The sequence below is a fragment of the Arsenicibacter sp. R0_47 genome (genome assembly GCF_057652235.1).
Genome location: NZ_JBYFCJ010000014.1, coordinates 43,173 through 64,527, shown reverse-complemented (window position 1 = coordinate 64,527; position 21,355 = coordinate 43,173). Strand labels below are relative to the sequence as shown.

General features: G+C 51.5%; 17 protein-coding genes. 8 read left to right on the top strand and 9 right to left on the bottom strand.

Translation table 11 applies throughout. The features are described from left to right. Positions 1-5 precede the first annotated feature (5 nt). On the top strand, positions 6-1,379 hold the full coding sequence (locus AC23NW_RS21000; RefSeq protein WP_487451798.1) for an alpha-L-fucosidase: 1,374 nt from the start codon (positions 6-8) through the stop codon (positions 1,377-1,379). A gap of 66 nt (positions 1,380-1,445) precedes the next feature. Here AC23NW_RS21000 and AC23NW_RS20995 read toward each other — a convergent pair whose 3' ends face one another. The 8 genes from AC23NW_RS20995 to AC23NW_RS20960 all read right to left on the bottom strand — a co-directional run bounded on the left by AC23NW_RS20995 (position 1,446) and on the right by AC23NW_RS20960 (position 14,603). Next, positions 1,446-3,395: a heparinase II/III domain-containing protein gene (locus tag AC23NW_RS20995; protein WP_487451797.1), complete on the bottom strand. Its 1,950-nt coding sequence runs from the start codon at positions 3,393-3,395 to the stop codon at positions 1,446-1,448. 13 nt (positions 3,396-3,408) lie between these two features. Then, the gene (locus tag AC23NW_RS20990) at positions 3,409-6,123 is read right to left on the bottom strand and encodes an endo-acting ulvan lysase-like protein (protein ID WP_487451796.1); all 2,715 of its coding nucleotides are present in this window, start codon (positions 6,121-6,123) and stop codon (positions 3,409-3,411) included. Between the two features lie 104 nt (positions 6,124-6,227). Beyond that, a complete protein-coding gene (locus AC23NW_RS20985; RefSeq protein ID WP_487451795.1) occupies positions 6,228-7,214 on the bottom strand; it encodes a DUF4466 family protein in 987 nt (328 codons plus the stop codon). Between the two features lie 11 nt (positions 7,215-7,225). Then, complete coding sequence (locus AC23NW_RS20980; protein WP_293833490.1) at positions 7,226-7,621, bottom strand: hypothetical protein; 396 nt, start codon at positions 7,619-7,621, stop codon at positions 7,226-7,228. A gap of 32 nt (positions 7,622-7,653) precedes the next feature. Further along, the gene (locus AC23NW_RS20975; protein WP_487451794.1) at positions 7,654-9,405 is read right to left on the bottom strand and encodes a RagB/SusD family nutrient uptake outer membrane protein; all 1,752 of its coding nucleotides are present in this window, start codon (positions 9,403-9,405) and stop codon (positions 7,654-7,656) included. A gap of 13 nt (positions 9,406-9,418) precedes the next feature. Next, positions 9,419-12,886, bottom strand: a complete 3,468-nt coding sequence (locus AC23NW_RS20970) for a SusC/RagA family TonB-linked outer membrane protein (protein ID WP_487451793.1) — start codon at positions 12,884-12,886, stop codon at positions 9,419-9,421. An 11-nt stretch (positions 12,887-12,897) separates the two neighbouring features. Continuing rightward, positions 12,898-13,941 carry a FecR family protein gene (locus AC23NW_RS20965; protein ID WP_487451792.1) on the bottom strand — a complete coding sequence of 348 codons (1,044 nt, stop codon included), beginning with the start codon at positions 13,939-13,941 and terminating at the stop codon, positions 12,898-12,900. A gap of 188 nt (positions 13,942-14,129) precedes the next feature. Then, the gene (locus tag AC23NW_RS20960; protein WP_487451791.1) at positions 14,130-14,603 is read right to left on the bottom strand and encodes a hypothetical protein; all 474 of its coding nucleotides are present in this window, start codon (positions 14,601-14,603) and stop codon (positions 14,130-14,132) included. Positions 14,604-14,960: 357 nt separating this feature from the next. Between AC23NW_RS20960 and AC23NW_RS20955 the strand changes: the two genes are divergently transcribed. Both AC23NW_RS20955 and AC23NW_RS20950 read left to right on the top strand, forming a co-directional pair. Continuing rightward, a complete protein-coding gene (locus AC23NW_RS20955; protein ID WP_487451789.1) occupies positions 14,961-15,686 on the top strand; it encodes a 3-keto-disaccharide hydrolase in 726 nt (241 codons plus the stop codon). 235 nt (positions 15,687-15,921) lie between these two features. After that, complete coding sequence (locus AC23NW_RS20950; RefSeq protein ID WP_487451787.1) at positions 15,922-17,415, top strand: helix-turn-helix domain-containing protein; 1,494 nt, start codon at positions 15,922-15,924, stop codon at positions 17,413-17,415. Here the strand turns inward: AC23NW_RS20950 and AC23NW_RS20945 are convergent. Then, positions 17,384-19,852, bottom strand: a complete 2,469-nt coding sequence (locus tag AC23NW_RS20945; RefSeq protein ID WP_487451786.1) for a hypothetical protein — start codon at positions 19,850-19,852, stop codon at positions 17,384-17,386. The two genes, AC23NW_RS20950 and AC23NW_RS20945, sit on opposite strands and share 32 nt — an antisense overlap. Before the next feature lie 295 nt (positions 19,853-20,147). Here AC23NW_RS20945 and AC23NW_RS20940 point away from each other — a divergent pair, with 295 nt between their 5' ends. From AC23NW_RS20940 to AC23NW_RS20920, 5 genes are read left to right on the top strand one after another with little or no spacing between them, the layout of a single operon-like run. Beyond that, positions 20,148-20,282 carry a hypothetical protein gene (locus tag AC23NW_RS20940; protein WP_487451784.1) on the top strand — a complete coding sequence of 45 codons (135 nt, stop codon included), beginning with the start codon at positions 20,148-20,150 and terminating at the stop codon, positions 20,280-20,282. Positions 20,283-20,327: 45 nt separating this feature from the next. Then, positions 20,328-20,465 carry a hypothetical protein gene (locus AC23NW_RS20935; protein ID WP_293833506.1) on the top strand — a complete coding sequence of 46 codons (138 nt, stop codon included), beginning with the start codon at positions 20,328-20,330 and terminating at the stop codon, positions 20,463-20,465. Between the two features lie 47 nt (positions 20,466-20,512). Next, positions 20,513-20,650: a hypothetical protein gene (locus AC23NW_RS20930; RefSeq protein WP_293833507.1), complete on the top strand. Its 138-nt coding sequence runs from the start codon at positions 20,513-20,515 to the stop codon at positions 20,648-20,650. A 45-nt stretch (positions 20,651-20,695) separates the two neighbouring features. Then, positions 20,696-20,830, top strand: a complete 135-nt coding sequence (locus AC23NW_RS20925; RefSeq protein WP_487451783.1) for a hypothetical protein — start codon at positions 20,696-20,698, stop codon at positions 20,828-20,830. Between the two features lie 47 nt (positions 20,831-20,877). Continuing rightward, positions 20,878-21,012, top strand: a complete 135-nt coding sequence (locus AC23NW_RS20920; RefSeq protein WP_487451781.1) for a hypothetical protein — start codon at positions 20,878-20,880, stop codon at positions 21,010-21,012. Positions 21,013-21,355: the final 343 nt, after the last annotated feature.

Below are 21,355 nucleotides of genomic sequence, written 5' to 3'. Positions count from 1 at the left end.
CCGTTATGATTCGCGCAGGTTTACTTATCAGTAGTTTTCTTCTCACACTAACCAGTGTTCTGGCTCAACCGTATAGCGCAGACTGGGCCTCGCTCGACAAACGGCCCGTTCCCGGCTGGTTTAAAGACGCCAAATTCGGCATATTCATCCATTGGGGACTATATTCAGTACCAGCCTGGGCCACCAAGTCAAACGCCGATGGCTTCGGCAGCGGCTATTCGGAGTGGTACTGGCAACGGCTTTTTGCGAAAAACCTGAAAATCCATCCTGAGTTTGTCGCTTTTCACGAGAAAAACTACGGCCATACGTTTCATTATCAGGAATTTGCCGCTCAGTTTAAGGCCGAGCTGTTTAATCCTGATCAGTGGGCTACCGTCTTTAAACAGTCAGGAGCAAAATACATTGTGCTGACCTCAAAGCATCATGAAGGCTTTACGCTCTGGCCAAACCAGCAAGCCTGGAACTGGAATGCACAGGACACAGGCCCGCACCGCGACCTTGCCGGTGACCTGGCAAAAGCCGTCCGGGAAAAGGGGCTTCGCATGGGTTATTATTACTCCCTGTTTGAGTGGTTTAACCCGCAGTATAAAACCAATGTGGAAGGGTATGTGCGGGAGCGTATGATTCCGCAGATTAAGGACCTGGTCACCCGCTACCAGCCTGATATTCTCTGGACCGACGGCGAATGGGACCATCCGGCCAAAACGTGGCACAGCGAAGAAATTCTGGCATGGCTTTACAATGAATCGCCGTCGCGCAACAGCATTGTGGTCAATGACCGCTGGGGCAACGATACCAAGGGTAAACACGGCAGCTTCTACACCTCGGAATACGGACAGGGCGAGCAGTCGGATAACCACCCGTGGGAAGAGTGTCGGGGCATCGGCGAATCGTTCGGCTACAACCGCAATGAAGACCTGGCGGATTACCAGACCAGTGCCGCTCTCATTCATCAACTGGTCTCAACAGTATCGCGCGGGGGTAACTTTCTGCTCAACATAGGCCCGACCGCCGACGGACGCATTCCGGTAATCATGCAGCAGCGGCTGAAAGACATCGGTGACTGGCTCACTGTCAACGGAGAAGCCATCTATGGTACCGAGCGCTGGCAGCAGGCCCCGGCGTCGTCAACGGCGAAAGACGCTGCTGTGCGCTACACCCGCAAAGGCAACGACCTGTATGCCATCTGCCTGACCTGGCCCGATCAACTGGTGATTCCGGGCGTGAAAGCCGGTGCAGTCGTGTCGATGCCGGGTTTTAAGGGCGTCATCAAGGCTACATCAACCGCAGCCGGCCTCCGTATAAACGCTCCGGCTGTTACACCGGCGACTATCCCCTGCCAGCATGCCTGGGTATTTAAGATTCAGAAGGCGCTGTAGTCTCAAACTCCCCGAAACAGGGCCGCCTGGCGGTTCTGAACTTTCGGGGAGTTGCGCCGAAAAGGATTATTTCGCCGCCGATACCGTAAACGACAGTTTATCAGCTGTTTGTAGTTTAAGTACGGTAAAATTAATGCGGTAAATGGTGTCACCCCATTTCGCTTTAATACCGCCGTCTTCCATCGCCTCCAGCTTTACCTTCTCTACCGTCGGTTCCATACGTCCGGCATCATAGCTGATTACAAAATCTTTCGTCTCACCGCCTTTTGGGGCATAATGAATCACCAGTTCGCCAGGCTTGCGGACCTCCGCCGGATAAACGGTCATCAGGTGCTGCGTCATTGATTCTGCCCGTTGCAGGCTGATGACATCGGTAATCTGTACGTTCTTTGCACGGTTCAGGCGTATTGTACGCCGGTAGGTATTCACACCCGCTTCAGCCGGGTAAGCACCGGCAATGTCGAGCGAAAACTGCGCAAAGGCCGGTCCCTGCTGACAAGCCACATTTGCCGCCTTAAACGCTGCGCCCGGCGGCTGGGTCTTACCGTTAATCGTCGGCAGATTGTGGTAGTCCGAACAGTTATACCAGATTTCATACCGCTTGTCGCTGAAGGTTTTACGGGTATAGGTTCCGCGACCAACATCAATCAGCAGCGGCAATCCATTGTAATACACCACATAGTTGCCGATATCGTTATGGTTGTGACTTTCGTCGTTATTACCACCCTTTGCTGCCACATAAAATCCATCGGTAGTGCCCTCTTTGTCGCGGGCGGCCATCACTTCCAGCTCCGGTAACCAGACATCTTTGGGTAAAGGCAATCCTTTTGCGGCTGCCTTAAACTCGTCCTGCATAAAGAGCGAATAGAAATGCCGGAAAAAATGGAAATGGCCAAGGTTACTGTCTTCCGCTTTCCGGTAGTATGCCCCGAAACGCATCATATCCGGATCATTAATGTCTTTGCCGTACCGGTAAATCATGGTAGCAGCCATGCCTGGTTGCGGATCAGCATCGGCAAAGTTCATGAAGTATTTTTCGTTGATCTGGGCGCGGTAAATGTACTTGCCCATGTTCCGGAATTTTTCATCCTGATACACATACTGAAAGGCATTGTTGCTGGCCAGATTCAACATCGCAATGTTGTCGTACAGCGAGGCCGCAGCGGCTCCCCAGTAGCTGGGTCCTTCGTCGCAGCCACCGTCTTTCGGATACGGATTCAGAAACTCGTCGAGCACATCCAGCAGTTTCGCCACGGCTTCAGCGCGTTTGGTATCGTCCCGTTCGAGCAGTAAAACCGAATTCAGCCAGTTGGAGCAAATCCACGGATTCCAGTTGTTCGGCCGACGTCCGTCCTTGTTGTAGCCCATCCAGCCGTGGTGCTGCGTCATCAGCGGTTTAAAAATCCGGTTGTTTGTCTCGTAGTAAATCCGCTTCCGGATTTGCGGCGAGACAGCATCCAGCTTATCACCCAGATAATAATCAACCCACGCCAGATAGGTCGCTGTCTCGGCCGCGAACAGGTCCACAAAAGGCTTCGACACATCCATCAGCCCGCCATATTGTTTGCCCCTCGGCAGGTGCGCCGGAACACCCCAGAACGACTCCTCGCAGATCGACCACACGCCATTGATAATCGGATCGATAAACCGGCCCTTGTTCTCGTGAATTTCAGCCAGTAACAGCAGACCAAGTACATCGCGCTTCTGAAAACTAACCGTCTGGTATTCGTCGCGGTCGCCGGTGCGCTCAATCAGGAGTGATTTTGTGGCCGGAATATAAGGCCAGGCATAGTTCAGATACGACTCTGCTTTGGCAACGATTGCCTGCATCATCGCCGGGTCGGCTTTCGCCCAGCCCGCCCTGTCTTCGCGTTTCGGGAAAGGCGTCCAGCCTGCCTGCGGAATCAGCGCCTGTTGCAGTTGCTCTTTCGTGAATTTACCGCTCAGCAGATCAGCGGGTTGTTGGGCAAAGGCGGTTGCAGCCAGCAACCAGCAAAGCAGGAAGAGTTTTTTCATAGCGTTTTGTCAGTTAATCAATTAGGATCAGGCCATCGGTGACCGCGGGAACGGTAAATGATACAGCACCCACTTCGTTTCTGCGGATAGGTAATGCCGTTTGCTTACCGGCCACCGTCAACACGGCTTTACGACCCGCCGGAATACTGACCGTTGTTGCCTGCCGGCAGGTTATCCGCAGCCGTTTCCCGTCAACGGTCAGGTTTGCCGAACCGGCCGCCGTGCCGGTTTTCAGTGTGTACCCCTGATATTGAATCATACTCCCTTCACCGAGATACAAATACGAAAGCCCGTCACCACTCAAACCTACCACCCCGAAATAGCCCTGGAAACCGGTGTTGGTCGTTTTGTGCTGCTTCTCTGCACCGGTCGCCTGCAAAACGAGCTGACGGCTGCCGTTCCGGTTCGCGACCGAAAAGGCGGTAAACTCTCCCGGATTATCACCAGGTAACCGCGTTAAGGCCGTTACCGATCCGGCTCCGGTAAACGGCTCGTAAACGGCCACAAACGGCCGGTTCCAGGCTTCGCCGATTTGCCGCATAACCAGCACCGGCACCGGTTTCTGCTGATACGCGGCCTCAGCGGTCCCGGCGCGGGGAGCCTGGGCGACGTACATGGTCCGGCCTTCTTCCGGCAGCGTGTGCACCTGCATAAATGTGGGGATACCTGCCGTAAGGCTGAAGACGGCACTGCTTACCGGGCTATTGCCAACCGGTGTTTTTACCGCCGTAAAATGCCGTAAGCCCGGCGGGTCATTGGCATCGGTTGCCATTGGCATACTGGCCGCTTCAACCGGCAGCGGTTTCCGGTCTGCGCCCAGCAGCTGCACGGCATCCCCTACGTTGTGGTACAGGTACTCGTTGCTGCGGGCATTGTCGGACCGGTAAATATCCACGTAGTAGCCGGTTTCCGGCGAGGTCCGGATAATGGCCAAAGTGCGCTGCTGCCCCGTTCCGGTCGACTTATCAGTATAACGGGTATCCGTAAACGAGCATTCCGCCGAAACCGCCTCCTGTCCGGCGCGCGGCTCCATGGCCATTAGTTTTATTTCGCCCATGTTCTTGGTACCGCCGCCGCCTCTGAAATACGGAACAGACGCCGAACGGCCATCTGCCACCACCGTGTTGTGGGCCGCCCACTGGGCATAATAGCCCGTATGCATCGGATCTTCGTAACTGGGTCCGTTACCCGGATCAATACCCATCACCCGCCCTGCGCCATAGAACTCAACCGACATACCATTGGCGTGGTTATGGTTATAACTGGCCCCCTGCACCACATACATTAGTCCGGTTCCGGTATTGGTTCCGTTACGCTGCAGGTAGCATTTAGCAAAATCAAGCTCGCCGCTGCGGGGCCACTGGTACTGTTGCCCGGCGGCTTCCGGAATACGGGGTAAAAAGCACAGCAGGCCCATATAACCCGATTCGCTCCGGTCGTATCCCTGTTTTTTCTGCACAACCTCCATCGCCGCCAGCAGCGATGGCAGCATGGGACTGTTGTACTTCCGGGCCATGGCCACCCCGATTTCCAGACACTCTGCACTTTGTGTTGGCCGGCCGGTATCACCGAATGACGACACCGTGTAATTCGGAAACGCGTATTTGAGCATCACATACGAAGCCTGAAACAGAGCCGGATACTGCTGAAATACCGGGATACCGCCGTTTTCGAGCGCCATACCGGCAATAAGCAGGCTGCTGACCGGAAAATTGTGATAGCCGCCGGGCTCTTTCCAGTGGCCATCCGGCGTAAACCATTTTTCCATGGCCGTAGGCAACGACAGTTGGCCGCAATTACCGGCAATAGTATCCCGGCGCGTCATAAAGTCGAGGTAGTACTGCTGTTGCTGCCGGTTTTCGAGCGACAAGGCTGAAAAAACCAGCACCGGTGTTTCAGCGGCAAACCAGTTGTTATTCCAGAGTCCGCGAAACGCCATAGTGTGTGCAAAGCGGTCGAATACCGGTTCGTAATAACTTGTTTCATACCGCTCGCGGCGCAGGTAATCGTACAGAAAATCATAGGCCAGCAGCATGGGTTCGTAGCTACCGTCGCCGAGTGTTTGAATGGACAAATAGCCCGTCCGGCACGGCCCTTCTATCGGATACTGCTGTGCGGCCCCGCGCGCCCACTGATTAAGAACATCAGCGGCAAACCGCGCGTAGGCAGGCTTATCGGTCAGCCAATAGGCAATGGACGCCTCAAGCACCAGTTGGTTGATGCTGCCGTTAATGACCTCGACCATATGTTGCGGATCAACGACGGCCCACGTTTTGCCAGGCCCCGTACTCTGGAGCCGCATGGTCATTGAGGTGTCGTTAGGGATTAACTCGTCGATACGGGGTGTCCGGAACCGGTAGCCGTCTCTGGCAATTGGCGGGCGTTTGTGCGGAGACACCCGTACGGTAGGTACGGGGGCATCACCTGCGTAGCGGACAAGGGCTGTTCCATCGGCATCCGAATAAAAACGGGTGTAGCGTTTACCAGGCACACGGTTCATCAGGTACCGGCTCAATATCCAGTCGGGGTCAGTTTGATGGCGGTCCACGTAGGGATCAACGTGTTTGAGCAGCTCGTCAAACGCTTTTTGAGCCCAGGGCTGCGTCCTGATTTTTTCCAGAACGGCAGTTTTATCCCCTGCCCTGACCAGAATATGCGGATGAGGTGTTTGCGCAGCGGCGGTCAGAAAAAACGGACAGGTAACCAGAAAGAGAAGGAAACGAAGCATGGTACATCAATAAACAATGTAAAATGAGTAATGTAAAATGCAGGCAGCCGGACAGGCTGCTCACGATTCATTTTACATTACTCATTCAGAATCCGGTTAAATCGCTACTTTACCTTCAGCCGCTTCATGCTGACGGTCATTGTCTTGGCTGTATTATTCACGGCATTGACGAAGATATAGGCGGTATAGGTACCATCGGCCGAAGTCACAAAAGCCCCCTGGTCAGCAGCGAGTCCGTAGGCATAATCAGCAGCATTGGTAAACGTCGTTTTCTCCAGATCAATGTCGTCGATGTACGAGTCGAAGCCACTGCCCCGCAGCTGTGCATCGCGGATATCTACCCGTTTGTCCAGCTTCGTGGCTGCTTTTGTCCAGGCCGCCGGTAAATTCAGGTCAGTGATGTACGACTTATTCGCCAGTGACACCATCGCGTGCCCGAAGGCGTACGTCGAAATCGTCGGCCGGTAGATGTACACGAAGTCAATCTTACCCGACAGGTTCCCCTGCTCAACTTCTTCCTTCGTGTAGGCTTTCATGTCGGCAATGGAGAAATACGCCTTTTTCGCATCCTCCAGCACAATTGACCGCACCATATCCATTTTGCTGACCTGATAGCCGGGCGTGGTAAAGGTCACTTCCTTACCAGCCGATGAGGTACCACTGAATTTGATGCTGACCACCTGTCCACGGGCGGCTTCCGGCACACTATAGAAATAGCGCAGCGTAACGGCTTTATTACTCACATCCAGAATCTTAGCCGTGGATAACACGCCGTTTGTAACGGTATCGGTCGCCGTCTGCAAAGGTTTATCGACACCCGTTGCGCGGTCGGTATACCACGAAAATCCGCTGAAGCCGGTTCCGGTGGCCCCCGCAATCGACGCCTCGGCCTTTACGTTCTGCAACGTCCCGTCGTTGGCACCGATGGCGTAGGCAAACTCAACGCGGGTACCGATCACAGCCGGCCCGGTGGTTTTCTTGAGTAAATCGTTTTTCAGCGGCTGCAACACATCGACCGTTGTCTTTTCGCAGGCAGCCAGCCCCAGACAGCTCATGACTGCCACGGCCAGGTATGTTAAGTTTTTGTTCATGGCCAGGTCAGTTATTTCTGTACGGTTACAGTGATGGTGTATTGCTTACGGATTTTCCGGTTACCGGACACAACGGTGTACAGCATCGGCTGCGAGAAATCAACCCAGACACCCATTTTAGGCTCCACGGTTGCATCAGTTACTACGCTTGAATACGGTTTTACCCGCGTCATATTTGTACCAAACTTTGCTACAGCCGTGATGGTCTGGGCAAGGGTATCAATCTGAGTCGTGCCGCTCACCAGTACGGTACGGTTATCAGACCCCAGGAGATCAAAGAAGCTCATGTAACACTGCGAACGGCCCGTAATGAGCAGTCCCGCATCGTCGACCGGTTCTTTGGTGCAACCACCGAACACCAGCAGTCCGGCAATGGCAAAAACGATATAGATAATTCCTTTTTTCATGATGTAAAATGCGTTGTCGGCTAATGAGATGACTATAACCAGGCCGTATTCTGAATAATTTTCGGATTTACTTCGATCTCGCCGGTCGGAATCCGGAAAATATAAAAGCGTTGGTAGTTGCGTTCCGGCGCATTGACAAACTCGTCGCGTACCCGTACGCCACGGCTGTCGAACAGCACCTGACCACCCGGCATCGGCCAGATTTCTTCGGCTTTTTTCCAGCGGCGGATGTCAAAGAAGCGGTGTCCTTCGCCAACCAGCTCAACGATCCGTTCCTGCTCAATTGCCTTGAAGAAATCCGCCTTTGTGGCAAATTTAGCCTGAGCGAGCGCCGGAAGATTGCCCCGGCGGCGGATACGGTTCAGGAGCGTGAACAACTCAGCGGTCGGTCCGTTATTCACTTCGTTTACCGCCTCGGCATACATCAGCCATACATCCGGCAAACGCATCATGTAGAAATCCTGCGGTCCGTCGCTCCGGCCGATGCCACCGGTTTGCCGTACCCATTTCCGGAAAATATAGCCTGCCGGAGCACCGTCATAGTTAATGAACTGCACCCCGTCGCGGCTGCCGAACCGGAACGGAATACTGTCGAGTACATTCAGACCGTCGGTCGAAAGAGCTACCATTTTCTGACCATCCCACAGCATCGTGGCCCGCATCCGGTAGTCACGGCCGGTGTAAGAGTTCGGGTTGCTCGAGCTGTTGGCTCCGTTAACGTTTGAATTCAGGACGAGCGGAGTCGCAAAATCACCGGTCGACACCATTTGATAGCGGTTGGCCAGGCGGAACGTCGGCGCTACCCAGCACTGGGCATTTCCGGTGTTCCGGGTGCCGAAGTCACGCATCATTTCTTCGCCCTGTCCTAACTGAGGCCCGCCGAATTGTACCGAGAAGATAATTTCCGGATCGTACTCGTTGAAGTATTGAAACAGGTAGAAGTAGTTCGGGTCGTTGGCCGGTCCCGGCTCACCCCCACGGAACAACGAAATATTTTTGTCGATGATCTTTTTGAACTCGGCAGCAGCAGCGGTGTAGGCGGCCGTCGCGTCACTACCTTTGCCTTCGTTTTTCATCCAGCTGGCCCAGTACAGGTTTACCTTGCCGGCAAATCCCCAGGCGGCATATTTCGACGCACGGCCGAGGTTATCGCCCGTATACTTTTCCGGCAGCACGTTGGCGGCAAAGCTCAGGTCGGCCAGGATAGAGTCCTTAACGGCGGCTTTCGGCGTACGGCTCAGTGAATACGCTTCGTCGTTTCCGTTCAGGCGGCGGCCGAAATACGGCACATCACCCCAGAAGTCGATTAGCCGGAAATAGGCCAGCGCCCGCAGAAAACGGGTTTCCCCGACAAGCCGCGCAACGAGGTCTTTTTCGGTCTGCGTTTTCAGGCTGGGTTGCAGCTTACTGATGTTTTCCAGTACATAGTTGGCCCGGTTAACGATCCGGTAGCAGTTCGTCCAGTGAAAATCGAAGCTGCTGCCCAGCGCACTAGGGCTAAAGGAACCCAGGTTATTACTCGTGCCCCGCGTATGCACAAACTCACCGGCGCCGTCAAAATAATAGTCCCGGCCAAAGGTGGTACGGGCCGCATCGTATACCCCGTTTACAGCAAAAACAGCGTCGTCGGTGGTTTTCCAGAACAAGTCGGCCGACAGCTCGGTGGTAGGTACTTGATCAAGCAGGTCTTTTGTACAGCCTGCCAGCAACAGGGTTCCGGCCATCAGCAGGCTCAGACCACGCAGCAGAAAGGTGTTACTCAATGATGTATGTATCAGTTTCATAGTTTTGAGGCGATTAAAGGCCAATGTTCAGACCAAACGAGTAGGTTTTGAGCAGCGGGAAAATATCATCGTTATTAGTGCCTCCCGTAAATGTGCTTTTCTCCGGATCCACGCCACGGTATTTGGTCAGGGTAAACAGATTTTCAGAAGTCGCATATACCCGTACTTTACTCATCCCGAATATTTTCGAATACCGTGCCGGTACGTTATAGCCAAACTGAATGTTTTTCAGACGCAGATAACTGAAGTCGTCCAGCCAGAATGTGGATTCGGCCTGATTGTTGCCACCCGATCCGCTGACCAGACGCGGCATTGACGCGGAGCGGTTATCGAGTGTCCAGGTATCATACCAAAGAAAATCATTGAACGCATTCCGCGTTGACGGAATATTTACCTGGTTAAACGGCTCCAGCCAGAAATCACGGCGACCGGTAGCGGCCTGGAACAGGAAACTGACATCAAAGCCTTTCCAGTTGGCAAACAGGTTCAGGCCATAGATCATCAGCGGCTGGTCGCGGTTAAACTGCGGCATAGCCTTGCGGTCTTCGTTGTTGATCTGCCCGTCGCCGTTAACGTCTTCATACAGCACATCACCCGGCGCGAAGTACTGCCCGTGGAACGGTGCGTTGGCAATATCTTCCCAGCTCTGGGCAATGCCTTTTGACTGAAGCGTGTAGGTAAAGTGGTACGGCATGTTCAGATACACCCAGTCCTTGCCCAGGAACTGGTTCCACTTCAGAAGCCGGTTTTTATTGTACGACACGTTCAGGTTGGCCCCGACGTTGATCCCCTGAATCCGCGAGCGGTACCCCAGATTTACTTCGATACCACGGTTGCGCATTTCGCCGATATTCAGACGGGGGGCGCTGTAGCCCGCCAGCAGGGTCGACAGCGACGACGGCCGGATCATGCCTTTAGTATACTTCTGATACGCATCAATTTCGGCCGTCAGCTTACCCCCGAAAAAGCCAAGGTCCAGACCAAAGTTGGTTACGTTGGTTTGCTCCCATGAAAAGTCTTCGTTGATGATTTTGCTCGCGCTAAAGCCCTTGGCAATTTTGCCGTTCAGGATGTAGTTGGTCAGCGAGAAAATATCCCGCTGCTCATAACGGCCAACCCCGGAGTTGTTACCCAGCTTACCCAGCGACGCCCGCAGTTTCCCCGACGAGAGAATGGTCGTATTCAGGCTCTGCCAGAACGGCTCTTCGGTAAACCGCCAGCCTAGCGACGCCGACGGGAAGAAACCAAACTGGTAGCCCGGCAGGAACTTCGACGACCCATCGTAACGGGCGTTGGCTTCGAAGAGGTATTTGTCTTTCACAACATAGTTTAACCGGCCAATTACTGACCGCAACCCCTCAGCATCCGACCCACCGCCCGTACCCTGAATGTTGGTCAGGGCAGCGTTAATCTCCGTCAGGTTCGGGTAAATCCGGTCATTACGACTCGCAAACATGTTCCGCGCAAACCAGTACTCTTCATTATAGGCCGCCAGTACATTCAGCTGATGGCCTGGGAAAATTTCCTTGTCATACGTAATACGTCCCTGAAGCAGTGTTTTATACCCCTGAACAGTTGAGTTATTAATTCCGGCACTCGGTGCAACCAGCGTCCGGGCCAATGCATCGGTCTGGAAATTCCATTCGTCAGTCGGATCGGAAAAACTCTTCTGAAACTGATTATAATAGCGCAGGCTGTAATCGCCCCGCACCTTCAGGCCGGGCAGTGCCTCCCACTCGCCGTACAAGGTTCCATTGAATTCCTGCCGATCCATGAGGTTATGGTTTACGCTCATCATAGACAGCATATTCCGCGCGAAGGCATCTTCCCCGTAGGCCATGATGCCGCCGTATTTGCCCGATACCGGATCATAGGGTGTAATGCCAGCCACCGCACTCCGGATATCATATCCGTCCGTACCTTCATAGTTAATCAGACCATCCTGCCGGGCAAACTCCTGCTTCGACCACTGTCCGTCAATCCGTGTTCCGACTTTAACGTTATCACGGATCTTATAATCAAGGTTAAAGCGCATGTTATACCGCTTGTAATTGTGGTTGATCAGGATACCCAGCTCATCATACAAACCGGCCGACAAGTAGAAATTAGCCTTATCGCTGCTGCCCGCCGCCGACAGGTTGTGGGTCTGCACACGACCGTGGTCGCGCAGGATAACGTCCCACCAGTTGGTGTTCGGGTAACGCAGCGGATCAACCATACTTTTCGACATCCATTCTTCTACCGTACCATAGCGGTAGGTGGTCGAGGAGTTACCGGCGGCCGACGCCCGCAGGTGCATCGTCAGCGAACGGGCATAGTCGTCGAAGTAGTTGTAGAAGTTTGTCGGCTGCGACATCCCGTATGTGCCGGTGTAATTGATACTGGCCTTCTGGGATTTAGCGCCGGTTTTGGTGGTAATCAGGATAACCCCGTTAGCCGCCCGCGACCCATAGACCGACGCCGACGCGGCATCTTTCAGCACCGAAATTGTTTCAACGTCGTTGATGTCGATCCGGTTGATGTCCACGTCGGGCATACCGTCCACAACGATCAGCGGCCCGGCGTTATTTACCGTACCAACACCCCGGATCAGCAGGTTAGCGCCGTTGCGGCCGGCCATCCCGCTGTTTTGCTGCACCGTCAGACCCGGCACGAGCCCCGACAAACCCGACGATACGTTGGACAATGTACGGCCGGAAATTTTATCGTCAATGTTTACCGAGGCAACAGAACCCGTCAGGTTTACCTTTTTCTGGGTACCATAGCCCACAACAACTACCTCGCTCAGTGCCTTTACGTCGGCTTTGAGCGAGATACTGATGGCGGTCTGATTGCCAACGGCGACTTCCTGCGGAAAGTACCCGACAAACGAAAATACCAGTACGGCTCCCGACGACGGCACCGACAAGGTATATTTGCCCTGTCCATCGGTGGTTGTACCACGCACAGCCCCTTTGACGACTACATTGACACCCGGCAGCGGCTGGTTATTATCGGCATCCTTTACCACACCGGAGATCGTAATATCGGCAGTGGCCACTTCTTTTTCAGACGCAGCAACCGATGATGGTTCCGGCAAGCCGTTCACACTGCCCGTTTTCGGAGCAACACTGTCAATGGCTTTGGTCCGGCGGCGAATGACATACGCTTTGTCATCAATTGCCTGACATTGCAGGTCATAGGCTTGTAACATATCGTTCAGCTTGCGGTCGAGCTGCCCTTTGAATTCACTCACCTGTACCGGTTCAACCAGTACATCACGTACCAGACCGGCCTTGTAATTGAACCGGACATTATAAGCCGATTCGAGACGGGACAGGAGCGTCCGCAGGCTGGTCCGGGCAGCAGCCGGTGCATTCCCTGTCTGCCGTGTCGCCGGTTGACTAGCCGATGCCAGAATCTGGGCCGATGCCCCCGAGACTGCCCCCGTCACTAATAAGCCAAATACACTGAGGCGAATTTTACGTAAGGATTTTTTCATAGATCTGCATGTTAAGGAACTTCTGTATTGTTGGTAAAATAGACACGCTGGCCGTCTTTAACAGCCTGCATATCAAAGGTTTTTGATATAATCAAAAGTGATTTCTCAAGGTCATTAACCGGCAGTTCGCCCGTAAATTGCTGATCGGCAAAAGCGTCGCCCTCGAGAATAAGCGACACCCCATAAATCTCACTGAACCGGCGGGCGAGTTCAGTCATACCGGCATCATTAAAAATGAGGAGATTACGTTTCCAGGCATTCACCTGACGGCTCTGAGCGGCCGGAATGGTTTTAATAACGGCATTGTTCTTCTGTTGCCCCCCGTATTCGACAAACTGCCCGGGCCGCATCAGCACCGGCGGTTCATGTCCGCGGCGGTCAAGTTCGACGCGGCCCTCATCGAGCAATACCTGTGTTTTCTGCGGCCGGGTGTAGATATTGAAGCGCGTACCCAGTACCGTTACATCAACGCGGTGGGTATGCACCGTAAATTTCCGGTAAGTATGGCCATCACCGGCGGGCTGCTTCCGGACCGTAAAATAAGCCTCCCCGTTCAGCCAGACTTCGCGTTTAGTCTGCCATGCAAAACGCGACGGCAGGTTCAGCGTACTGTTGGCATTCAGCGTCACCAGTGAGCCATCGTAGAGTTTAACATCTTTCAGCTCACCATAACCGGTGTGAATGGTCTGGGCCATCAGGTAAAAGCGGACTGCCCAGGCACAGGCAATCAGCAGGGCTGTTACCGAAGTGGCCACCTGCCAGGTACGCCGGCTAAGCCACCCGGGCACGCGGCCGGTATCAGCGGGAGCAGCCTGCTGTACGCGGCTGAAAAGACGGTCAACATATTCTTCGGAGAACGATGTCCATGACGAAGCCATGCCCAGACCAATCAGCCGGGCCTGCATAAAGGAGCCTTCCAGATGCGGGTGCGTCCGGACTAGTCCCTGCCAGTAAGCGTTCATTTCGGGTGTGGGATTGGCCAGCCATTCCTTAAACAGCAGGTCGGCCAGAAAATCTTCCGTCTGGAAGTGAATGTAATCTTGATAGGACTTCATTTAGGTTCAGTTCTATCAGGATAGTGTAGCACAACCGCGGATTTGTAGTATAAATCAGAGAAAAATTTTCACAAGTCCACTAAAAAAGACGTTTAAGCAGCTGTTTGTCAGGCAGATATTTTTAAACAAAAAAAGCGATCTCTGCCTGGACAGGGATCGCTTCTCACAGAAATTACAGGGCTGACAGACTATTCAGCAGCTTCTACAACCTTCTTTTTACGGCCACGCGGTTTACCGGTATATTCCGGCTTCGGAGCCTGATCTTCAATCTGGAGTTCGAAGCCGTTTGTATCACCATATTCAAACGGTTTAACCGTAAAGGTGAACTTTGACTTTGAAAAGTCTACACCATTATTCTGAAGAATCAACGCAAGCGGAATACAGTATCCACGGCCTGTTTGCTCCATTTTGAATGTATCAGAACCACCTTCAGCAACAGGAATTAAATACAGCGATTTAATTTTGCGCTTTCCGGCCTGGGTAGCAATTTTGAATGATGCTGTTTCCGGGTTCACATCTAACTGCTCAACAGTTTTTGACGGAAACACCAATTTCCCAAAAGCAGAAATTGTTCCGGTCAGCTCAACTTCTTTTGCTTCTTTTTTAGGACTTGGTTTGCTGTTCTCTTCTACAGAAAAAAAGCGAAGTTCTTTTTCTTTCATTGTTAGTGACGGCTTTATGTTAAATAAGCTTTAGTCTTTCAGCTACAAAAATGCTAACATTTTTTGTAGTTCAATACATTTATTTACTAATCTAGTTTATGGTACTCCTGTTTTTTTCGTTTTTACTATTTTTTTTCAGTCTTATACACGCTAACTATTTTTTCAATCTACGTATATACCCTGAACTTTTATTCCGGTTCTGTCCCGGATAAGCAGGTAACCTGTATTTCTTAGATTAACGCATAAATAAACAGGCTCTTACATGATAGTTCATACATAATCCTGAAAAAAATGTTATTAATTGAGTGAGAATCGTTAAAGATTTTGCTTTAGCTCCTAGATATACTCTCCTCTATTATGACCAGAACCATACCCTTATTTTTTGCAAATCTGCTCTTCTCAATAGCAGTTAATGCACAATCAATCAATACATTAAGCAGCTCAGAAAAGAAAGACGGATGGATTTTACTTTTTAACGGAAAAGACAAAACCGGATGGCATTCGTACGGAAAAAAGGAAACGGGTTCTGCCTGGATTATTGACGGGAATGCCCTGAAACTTAACGTTCCCAACCGCGCAGGCAACAAAGCGGTTAATGGGGGTGATATCGTAACGGATGCTGTTTTTTCCGGCAATTTTGAATTTAAAGCTGATTGGAAAGTCAGCAGACTGGCCAATAGCGGAATCTTTTTTTTCGTTACAGAAAATGCTGATAATGTAAATATGCATGATACAGGTCTTGAGTTACAAGTCCTCGATGACGCCATCTATGAAGGGGCCAAAGAGAACACACACAGGGCCGGTGATTTTTTTGGTGTTGCAAATGCCCGGCTCAGAGAAGTGAATCCGGCCGGTGAGTGGAATCAGGTACATGTGGTTTTGCAAAACAATAAGCTGACCGTAAAAATGAACGGCTTTACTATTCAGGAACATGACCTCAGCAGCGACGACTGGAAGAACCGGATTGCCAATAGCGGTCTGAAAAATGCGCCTGTCAGTAAACGGCAATTTAAGGGCCGGATCGGACTTCAGGACTGGGGCAGCACAGTATGGTATCGTAATATAAAACTGCGCCCGCTTTAACATTATTTGTTTAAGAATACGTAAACATTTTAACTGTTTTGTTAAACACTTTGTTTTGTTTTCCGGCATATGTTACCGGGTTTATTTTTCAGTTTGCGTATTTTGACTCATGTCTGCGTGTGCCTGATTAACAGACATTTTCCTTTTCCGGTGTTTAAGATGTACAAAAAGTAGCGATATAGATGTGTATCTTTGTCAGACCAGATACTGGTATGACAATTTTAATCGTGATTCTGTGAGCCTTCCCACCGATCATATCCGACTACTATTTGGTCTGAAGCTTCGTCAGCTGCGTATCGACAAAGGCATTTCCGTCAGCGAACTGGCGCAAAAAGCCGGCTTGTCGATCTCCTATATTACTGAAATTGAGAAAGGACGTAAATATCCGAAAGCGGATAAAATAGCGGCCCTTGCGAATGCCATGCAGGTCGATTATGACAGCATGGTTTCGCTGAAACTCAGCAAAAAACTCGAACCGATCTCCGACTTGCTGAAGTCGAAGTTTCTGACCGAAATACCGCTGGAGCTGTTCGGCATTGATCCGGCCGACTTACTAGAGCTTCTGGCCGAAGCACCCGCTAAAGTCAGTGCCATGATCCGTACATTCATGGACATTGCCCTCAGCTATAACATGAGTGTTGAGCGGCTGTATTTAGCGATGCTGCGTTCGTACCAGGAACTGCACGATAACCATTTCGAAGATATGGAGTCGGATGCTGACCGGTTCCTGGCCGAGTTCGACGCGGCTGGCACCGGCATCTCGGAAGCCCTGTTGATCAACCTGCTTAAGACACGATACGAAGTTAAGATTCAGACATTTAATCCGTCAGCCTTACCTGAACTGGCATCGCTTCGTTCTGTATACCGCCCCGAGACGAAAACGCTCCATATGAACGAAAACCTCTCGGTTGAACAGCGGTTGTTTGTTCTCGCGCGTGAAATCGGTTTCCTCTATCTGGGACTGAAAAACCGTCCGCAGACCTATTCGTATGTAGAGGCAGATTCGTTCGAGCAGATCCTGAACAACTACAAGGCCTCCTATTTCGCGGGGGCCATTCTGATCCGGCGCGACACGCTCGTCCGGCGCCTGAACGAGCTGTTTTCCAGTACGGTCTGGAATGAAGATACCCTGCTGACAATCATCAAGGATTTCCGCTCGACTCCGGAGCGTTTCTTTTACCGGCTCAGCAATGTACTGCCCAAATATTTCGGGATTGATCAGCTGTTTTTCTACCGCTTTAATCATACCGCCGGACAAACAAATTTTCACCTGACGAAGGAAATGCACCTGTCACGAACAAAGGGGCCGCGCGGCATTGTCGACGGGCATTTCTGCCGCCGCTGGGTAGCCCTCACGATTCTGGAAGAGCTGTCGGCCGTTCAGGAACAAAAGCAATTCGACGGGGCGCTTTGCCGGGCGCAGGTGTCAACATACGCCGATTCGGGGCAGGCCTATCTGATTATCTCGGTGGCTCATCCTTACCAGTTGCGGTTACAGCCGGGAGCGGCCCGCCAGAACATGAGCGTTTCGATGTGTTTTGCGGTAAATGATACCCTGCGGTCGAAAGTCAACTTTCTGAATGACCCCAACCTTTCGCATCGTGAGGTGAATGAAGCCTGCGAGCGGTGCGGCATTTTTGATTGCCGCGAGCGGGTGGCGGCACCAGTCATTTTACAGAAAAAACGCCGGATGGAGGCTATGAAACAAGTGGTGGCGAAGTTAGGCTAGTATTTGTCCGGATGTAAGGCCAAAGGCTTTCGGCCAGTTCGGTAATACCGGAGACATCGTGTTCGTATTCTTCCGGAACCACCATCTCCCGCCACTTTTTAACGGCACCGATGAGCAATTTCCGGTCTTCGAGTAAGCCAATAAGCTCTTTTTCAAGCTCATCCAGCTGTTTTGCCGGTATATGCAGTTTCAGCAGTTCGTTTCGTAATGCCTTTTTCTGTTCGGGCGAATGAATGGCATAACCGGCAAACAGTTCAGCCCCGAACCCGTGCCGGCAAGACTCCTTGAGGTATTCCTTAATCCGGAGAATCTGCTCCCTGAACTGATACAGCTGATGCGGATGCTGCAGCGTCCGTTTCTTGTGTATTTCTTTTTTGAATTGCCCCCGCAACTGGTTCATCAGAAAGCAGGCAGCGTAAAAACTTACGCGGCGGCATTCGTCCTTCCGTGGCCGGAAAGCCCGGTTAGGCGTACGGGGCAGGCGGATCAGGCGATACATCTGTCCCATCAGAAAACTAAGCCCTCCCAGAAGTTTCCTGTCATAATGGTCAAAATCAAACTCATTATTGTCCGGATGCCCTTCATCCAGATGGCGCACAAACTCCTCCTGTACCATGCTAATGTCTAGTTGCCGGTACTCGGCATCATCGGCGCGGTGCAGAATAACGGCCATCGCTTCGGTACGGCGGTTATCCAGCCGCGCCATCACTCCAAACAGGTGCTGAATATCACTCCGGTGTCTGATTTTTGACGAAGCAAAGTTCAACGAAAACAGCATGGTACCAAGGGCGCTGTTGTGTTCACCCGGCTCCAGCTGGATCTGAAGATAGCTCATTTGCCGGTGTAATTCCGCGCGGCCACTGAAATGTTCATTCGCCCGGGCAAACGTCAGCTGCCCGTCAGCCTGAATGTGCAGCACATACCGGTAGATTTTATACATATCTTCTTCGCCCTGCCGGTCACAGACATAACAATCGTAATACCCCTTAAACCGGGCAATTCCCTGCTCGTTCAGTGGATCGTCGGTATCGACAACGATATCTTTCAGAAAACTATCAGTCAATGAACGGTTCAGCTCTGCTTCGTGATTACCGCTCAGAAAGCGGTAATAATCAGCAAAATAGCCATTACGGTGAAAGTCCCTCACCGGCAATGTGCCCACAACCGCCTTCGGGTTTTCTTCCAGAATCAACCGACCGGTCGTCGGAACCGATAATCCCTTGTTTAGCCCGGAATAGATACCCAGCAGGCACTTCCGCTGATTAAGCCGTTCGGGTCTGGTATACAGCAGATACCGTATCCGGTAGGCCTGAATCCCGGGCAGATAGTCAAGCTCCAGCCACAGTACATCTTCAGTATACCGCACAACCCCGGTCATCACGCTGACATTGTCGGGGTCACCATACAGGCATACCACCTCACCGGATGGCCGGATATCGATAGTGTTACAGATAATCTGATGTTTTCCACGCTCCGGATGCACAAAATACGTCTGGTAGATTCCGGTCAGGTTCTGTAGCCGGCGGACATCCCGCGCGCCGGGCAGTTCGGCCAGTGACTGAAACTCGCCCGGGGCCACTTCCAGCCGCTGGTGTGTCAGAAAGTACTGAATTTCAACGGGTGGCTGCTTTGCTTCCTGTTTATAGGCATCCAGTTCAAGCATTGCCTCGGCATGGGTCTCATACCGCACCAGTACGACAACACCGGCCATGGTATCGCCGGTCCGCCGCTGGCTGCCGCTGGCGATACCGAGTATAATCAGTTGCTGGTCATGAAAGGTGTTCAGCGATAACTGCAGGAAATTTGGCACGCGCGCTGCCTCGGACCCCTCTGCTGCTTCCTGTCCGTTGCGCATCCGGATATGTACCTGGTTGTTTGAGAGCTGGCTTTCCGTTGCCGTAAACACATCATCTTCATAGGGTAAATCACTGAAAATCAACCTTGCTGACTCCCAGTCATTGCCTTCCCGTGTCAATAGTCCGTAGCTGATGGCTTCCTGTGTATCCTGTTGCCGCCAGAAATAAAGCAGGTAATACCGCCTTCCGTCTTTGGGCAGCTCGCAGCGGTGAATAATATCGTCGCCGTTGTAAAACAGCAGCATGCCCCGCTCCGAGCGAATGTCAAACCGGCACAAGGCCGCATAATGGCTGATAAAATAAAGGGCCAGTGTGATCTGTTTAGGCCGGATATACTTCCGGTCCGGCTGGGGATCACCCTTGATGCGGATTACCTCATTCAGATATGTAGTTGAGAAACCGTCATGTACATAATCCGGTGTCGCCAGATTATCACGGATTATTGTCCAGCTATCACGCTTGTTTGTCTGCGGATTCCGCGACGCTTCCTGAAAAATCCGCAGCCCCTCGGCAAACTGAAAACGCAGTGTATGAAGATTATATACCTCACTGGATTCATCCGGTAGTAAGCAGTTTTCCAACAGTTTCCGTACACGTATCAAGCGCTCCTCCAAAGTTTCTCCGGTCAAACTTTGCTCTGTTTTTTTCGACGGCTTCAGTGTCTTTGGATTAGCAGAAAAAGGCATACAATAATGCTGAAAGGAATTACTGTCTTTAGGGAAAAAGCAAGTTAGGGATTATTGGAAGTTTTTGGAAAAAATTAAGCTAATGAGACCCTGTAAACTTGCATAAGAATTCGGAAGGGCATTAACAAAAACAGATTAAAATATATGCCCTGCATGAACTGATATAAAACCATAAAACAAATAAATAACCATGAAAAAATTACTCGTACTCCTGTTTTTAGTTGCTGCTACTTCTGCTTGCGAACAAACACAAACCTCTGTTGATCCGGTCACTAATGAAGCCAGCGGCGATACCAGTCATATCGGTGGAGGACGTCCCCGCTAATCCCTTTTCTTTCACAATATAAACTCATTTCAACGCAATAACCCCATGAAAAAAATATTCGTACTCCTGCTTCTGGTTGCTGCCACTGTTTCAGCCTGCGAACAAACACAAACCTCTGTTGACCCGGTAACCAACGAAGCCAGCGGTGACACCAGTCATATCGGCGGCGGACGTCCCCGCTAATCTCCTGTCAATCAAACTACAAACTTTTTTTTTAAACAAATATAAACATGAAAAAGACATTCGTATTCCTGCTTCTGATTGCTGCCACTGTTTCAGCCTGCGAACAAACACAAACCTCTGTTGACCCGGTAACCAATGAAGCCAGCGGCGACACTAGTCATATCGGCGGCGGACGTCCGCGTTAATCCCTTTTCTGGCTACATAATTAAACACATAAACACAAAAAAATCATGAAAAAATTACTCGTACTCCTCTTCCTGGTTGCTGCTGCTACAGCGTGCGAACAAACACAAACCTCTGTTGATCCGGTCACTGTAGAGTCGCCCGGCGATACCAGCCATATCGGCGGCGGACGCCCTCGTTAATACATGTATTTCACAGATTTAAAGCTAGTTAAAACGCATCAAACCACATGAAAAAAGTACTCATCCTCATGCTCCTTGTCGCTGCTGCCTCAGCCTGCGAACAAAACCAGTCTCAACCTGAACCCCTCTCTGTTGAAGTTGCCGGCGATACCAGCCATATCGGCGGCGGACGCCCTCGTTAATCCCCCTGAAAGTATGTACACCAAAGATTACCGTATTACTGCAAATAAGCCATAACTTTGTTATGACGGTTATGGCTTATTTGTTAGGTGAGTGTTGGTCGAGTGTGTATGACTGCTTTTATTAAAAAAATATCTCTGCTCCTGTTATGTAGTTTGATTTTATGCATCTGCCGCGCAGAATCGCCGGAGCGCAGACAAATTAGACTAGCCATCAGCAGTGCCTCGGAGCTTTATATTAAACAGCAATATGCGGAGAATTTAAAGGTTAACCATCAGCTGCTTACACAGGCAGAGAGGATTCAGGCGTATGATTTGTGCGTACTGATTTGTACAAATATTGCGG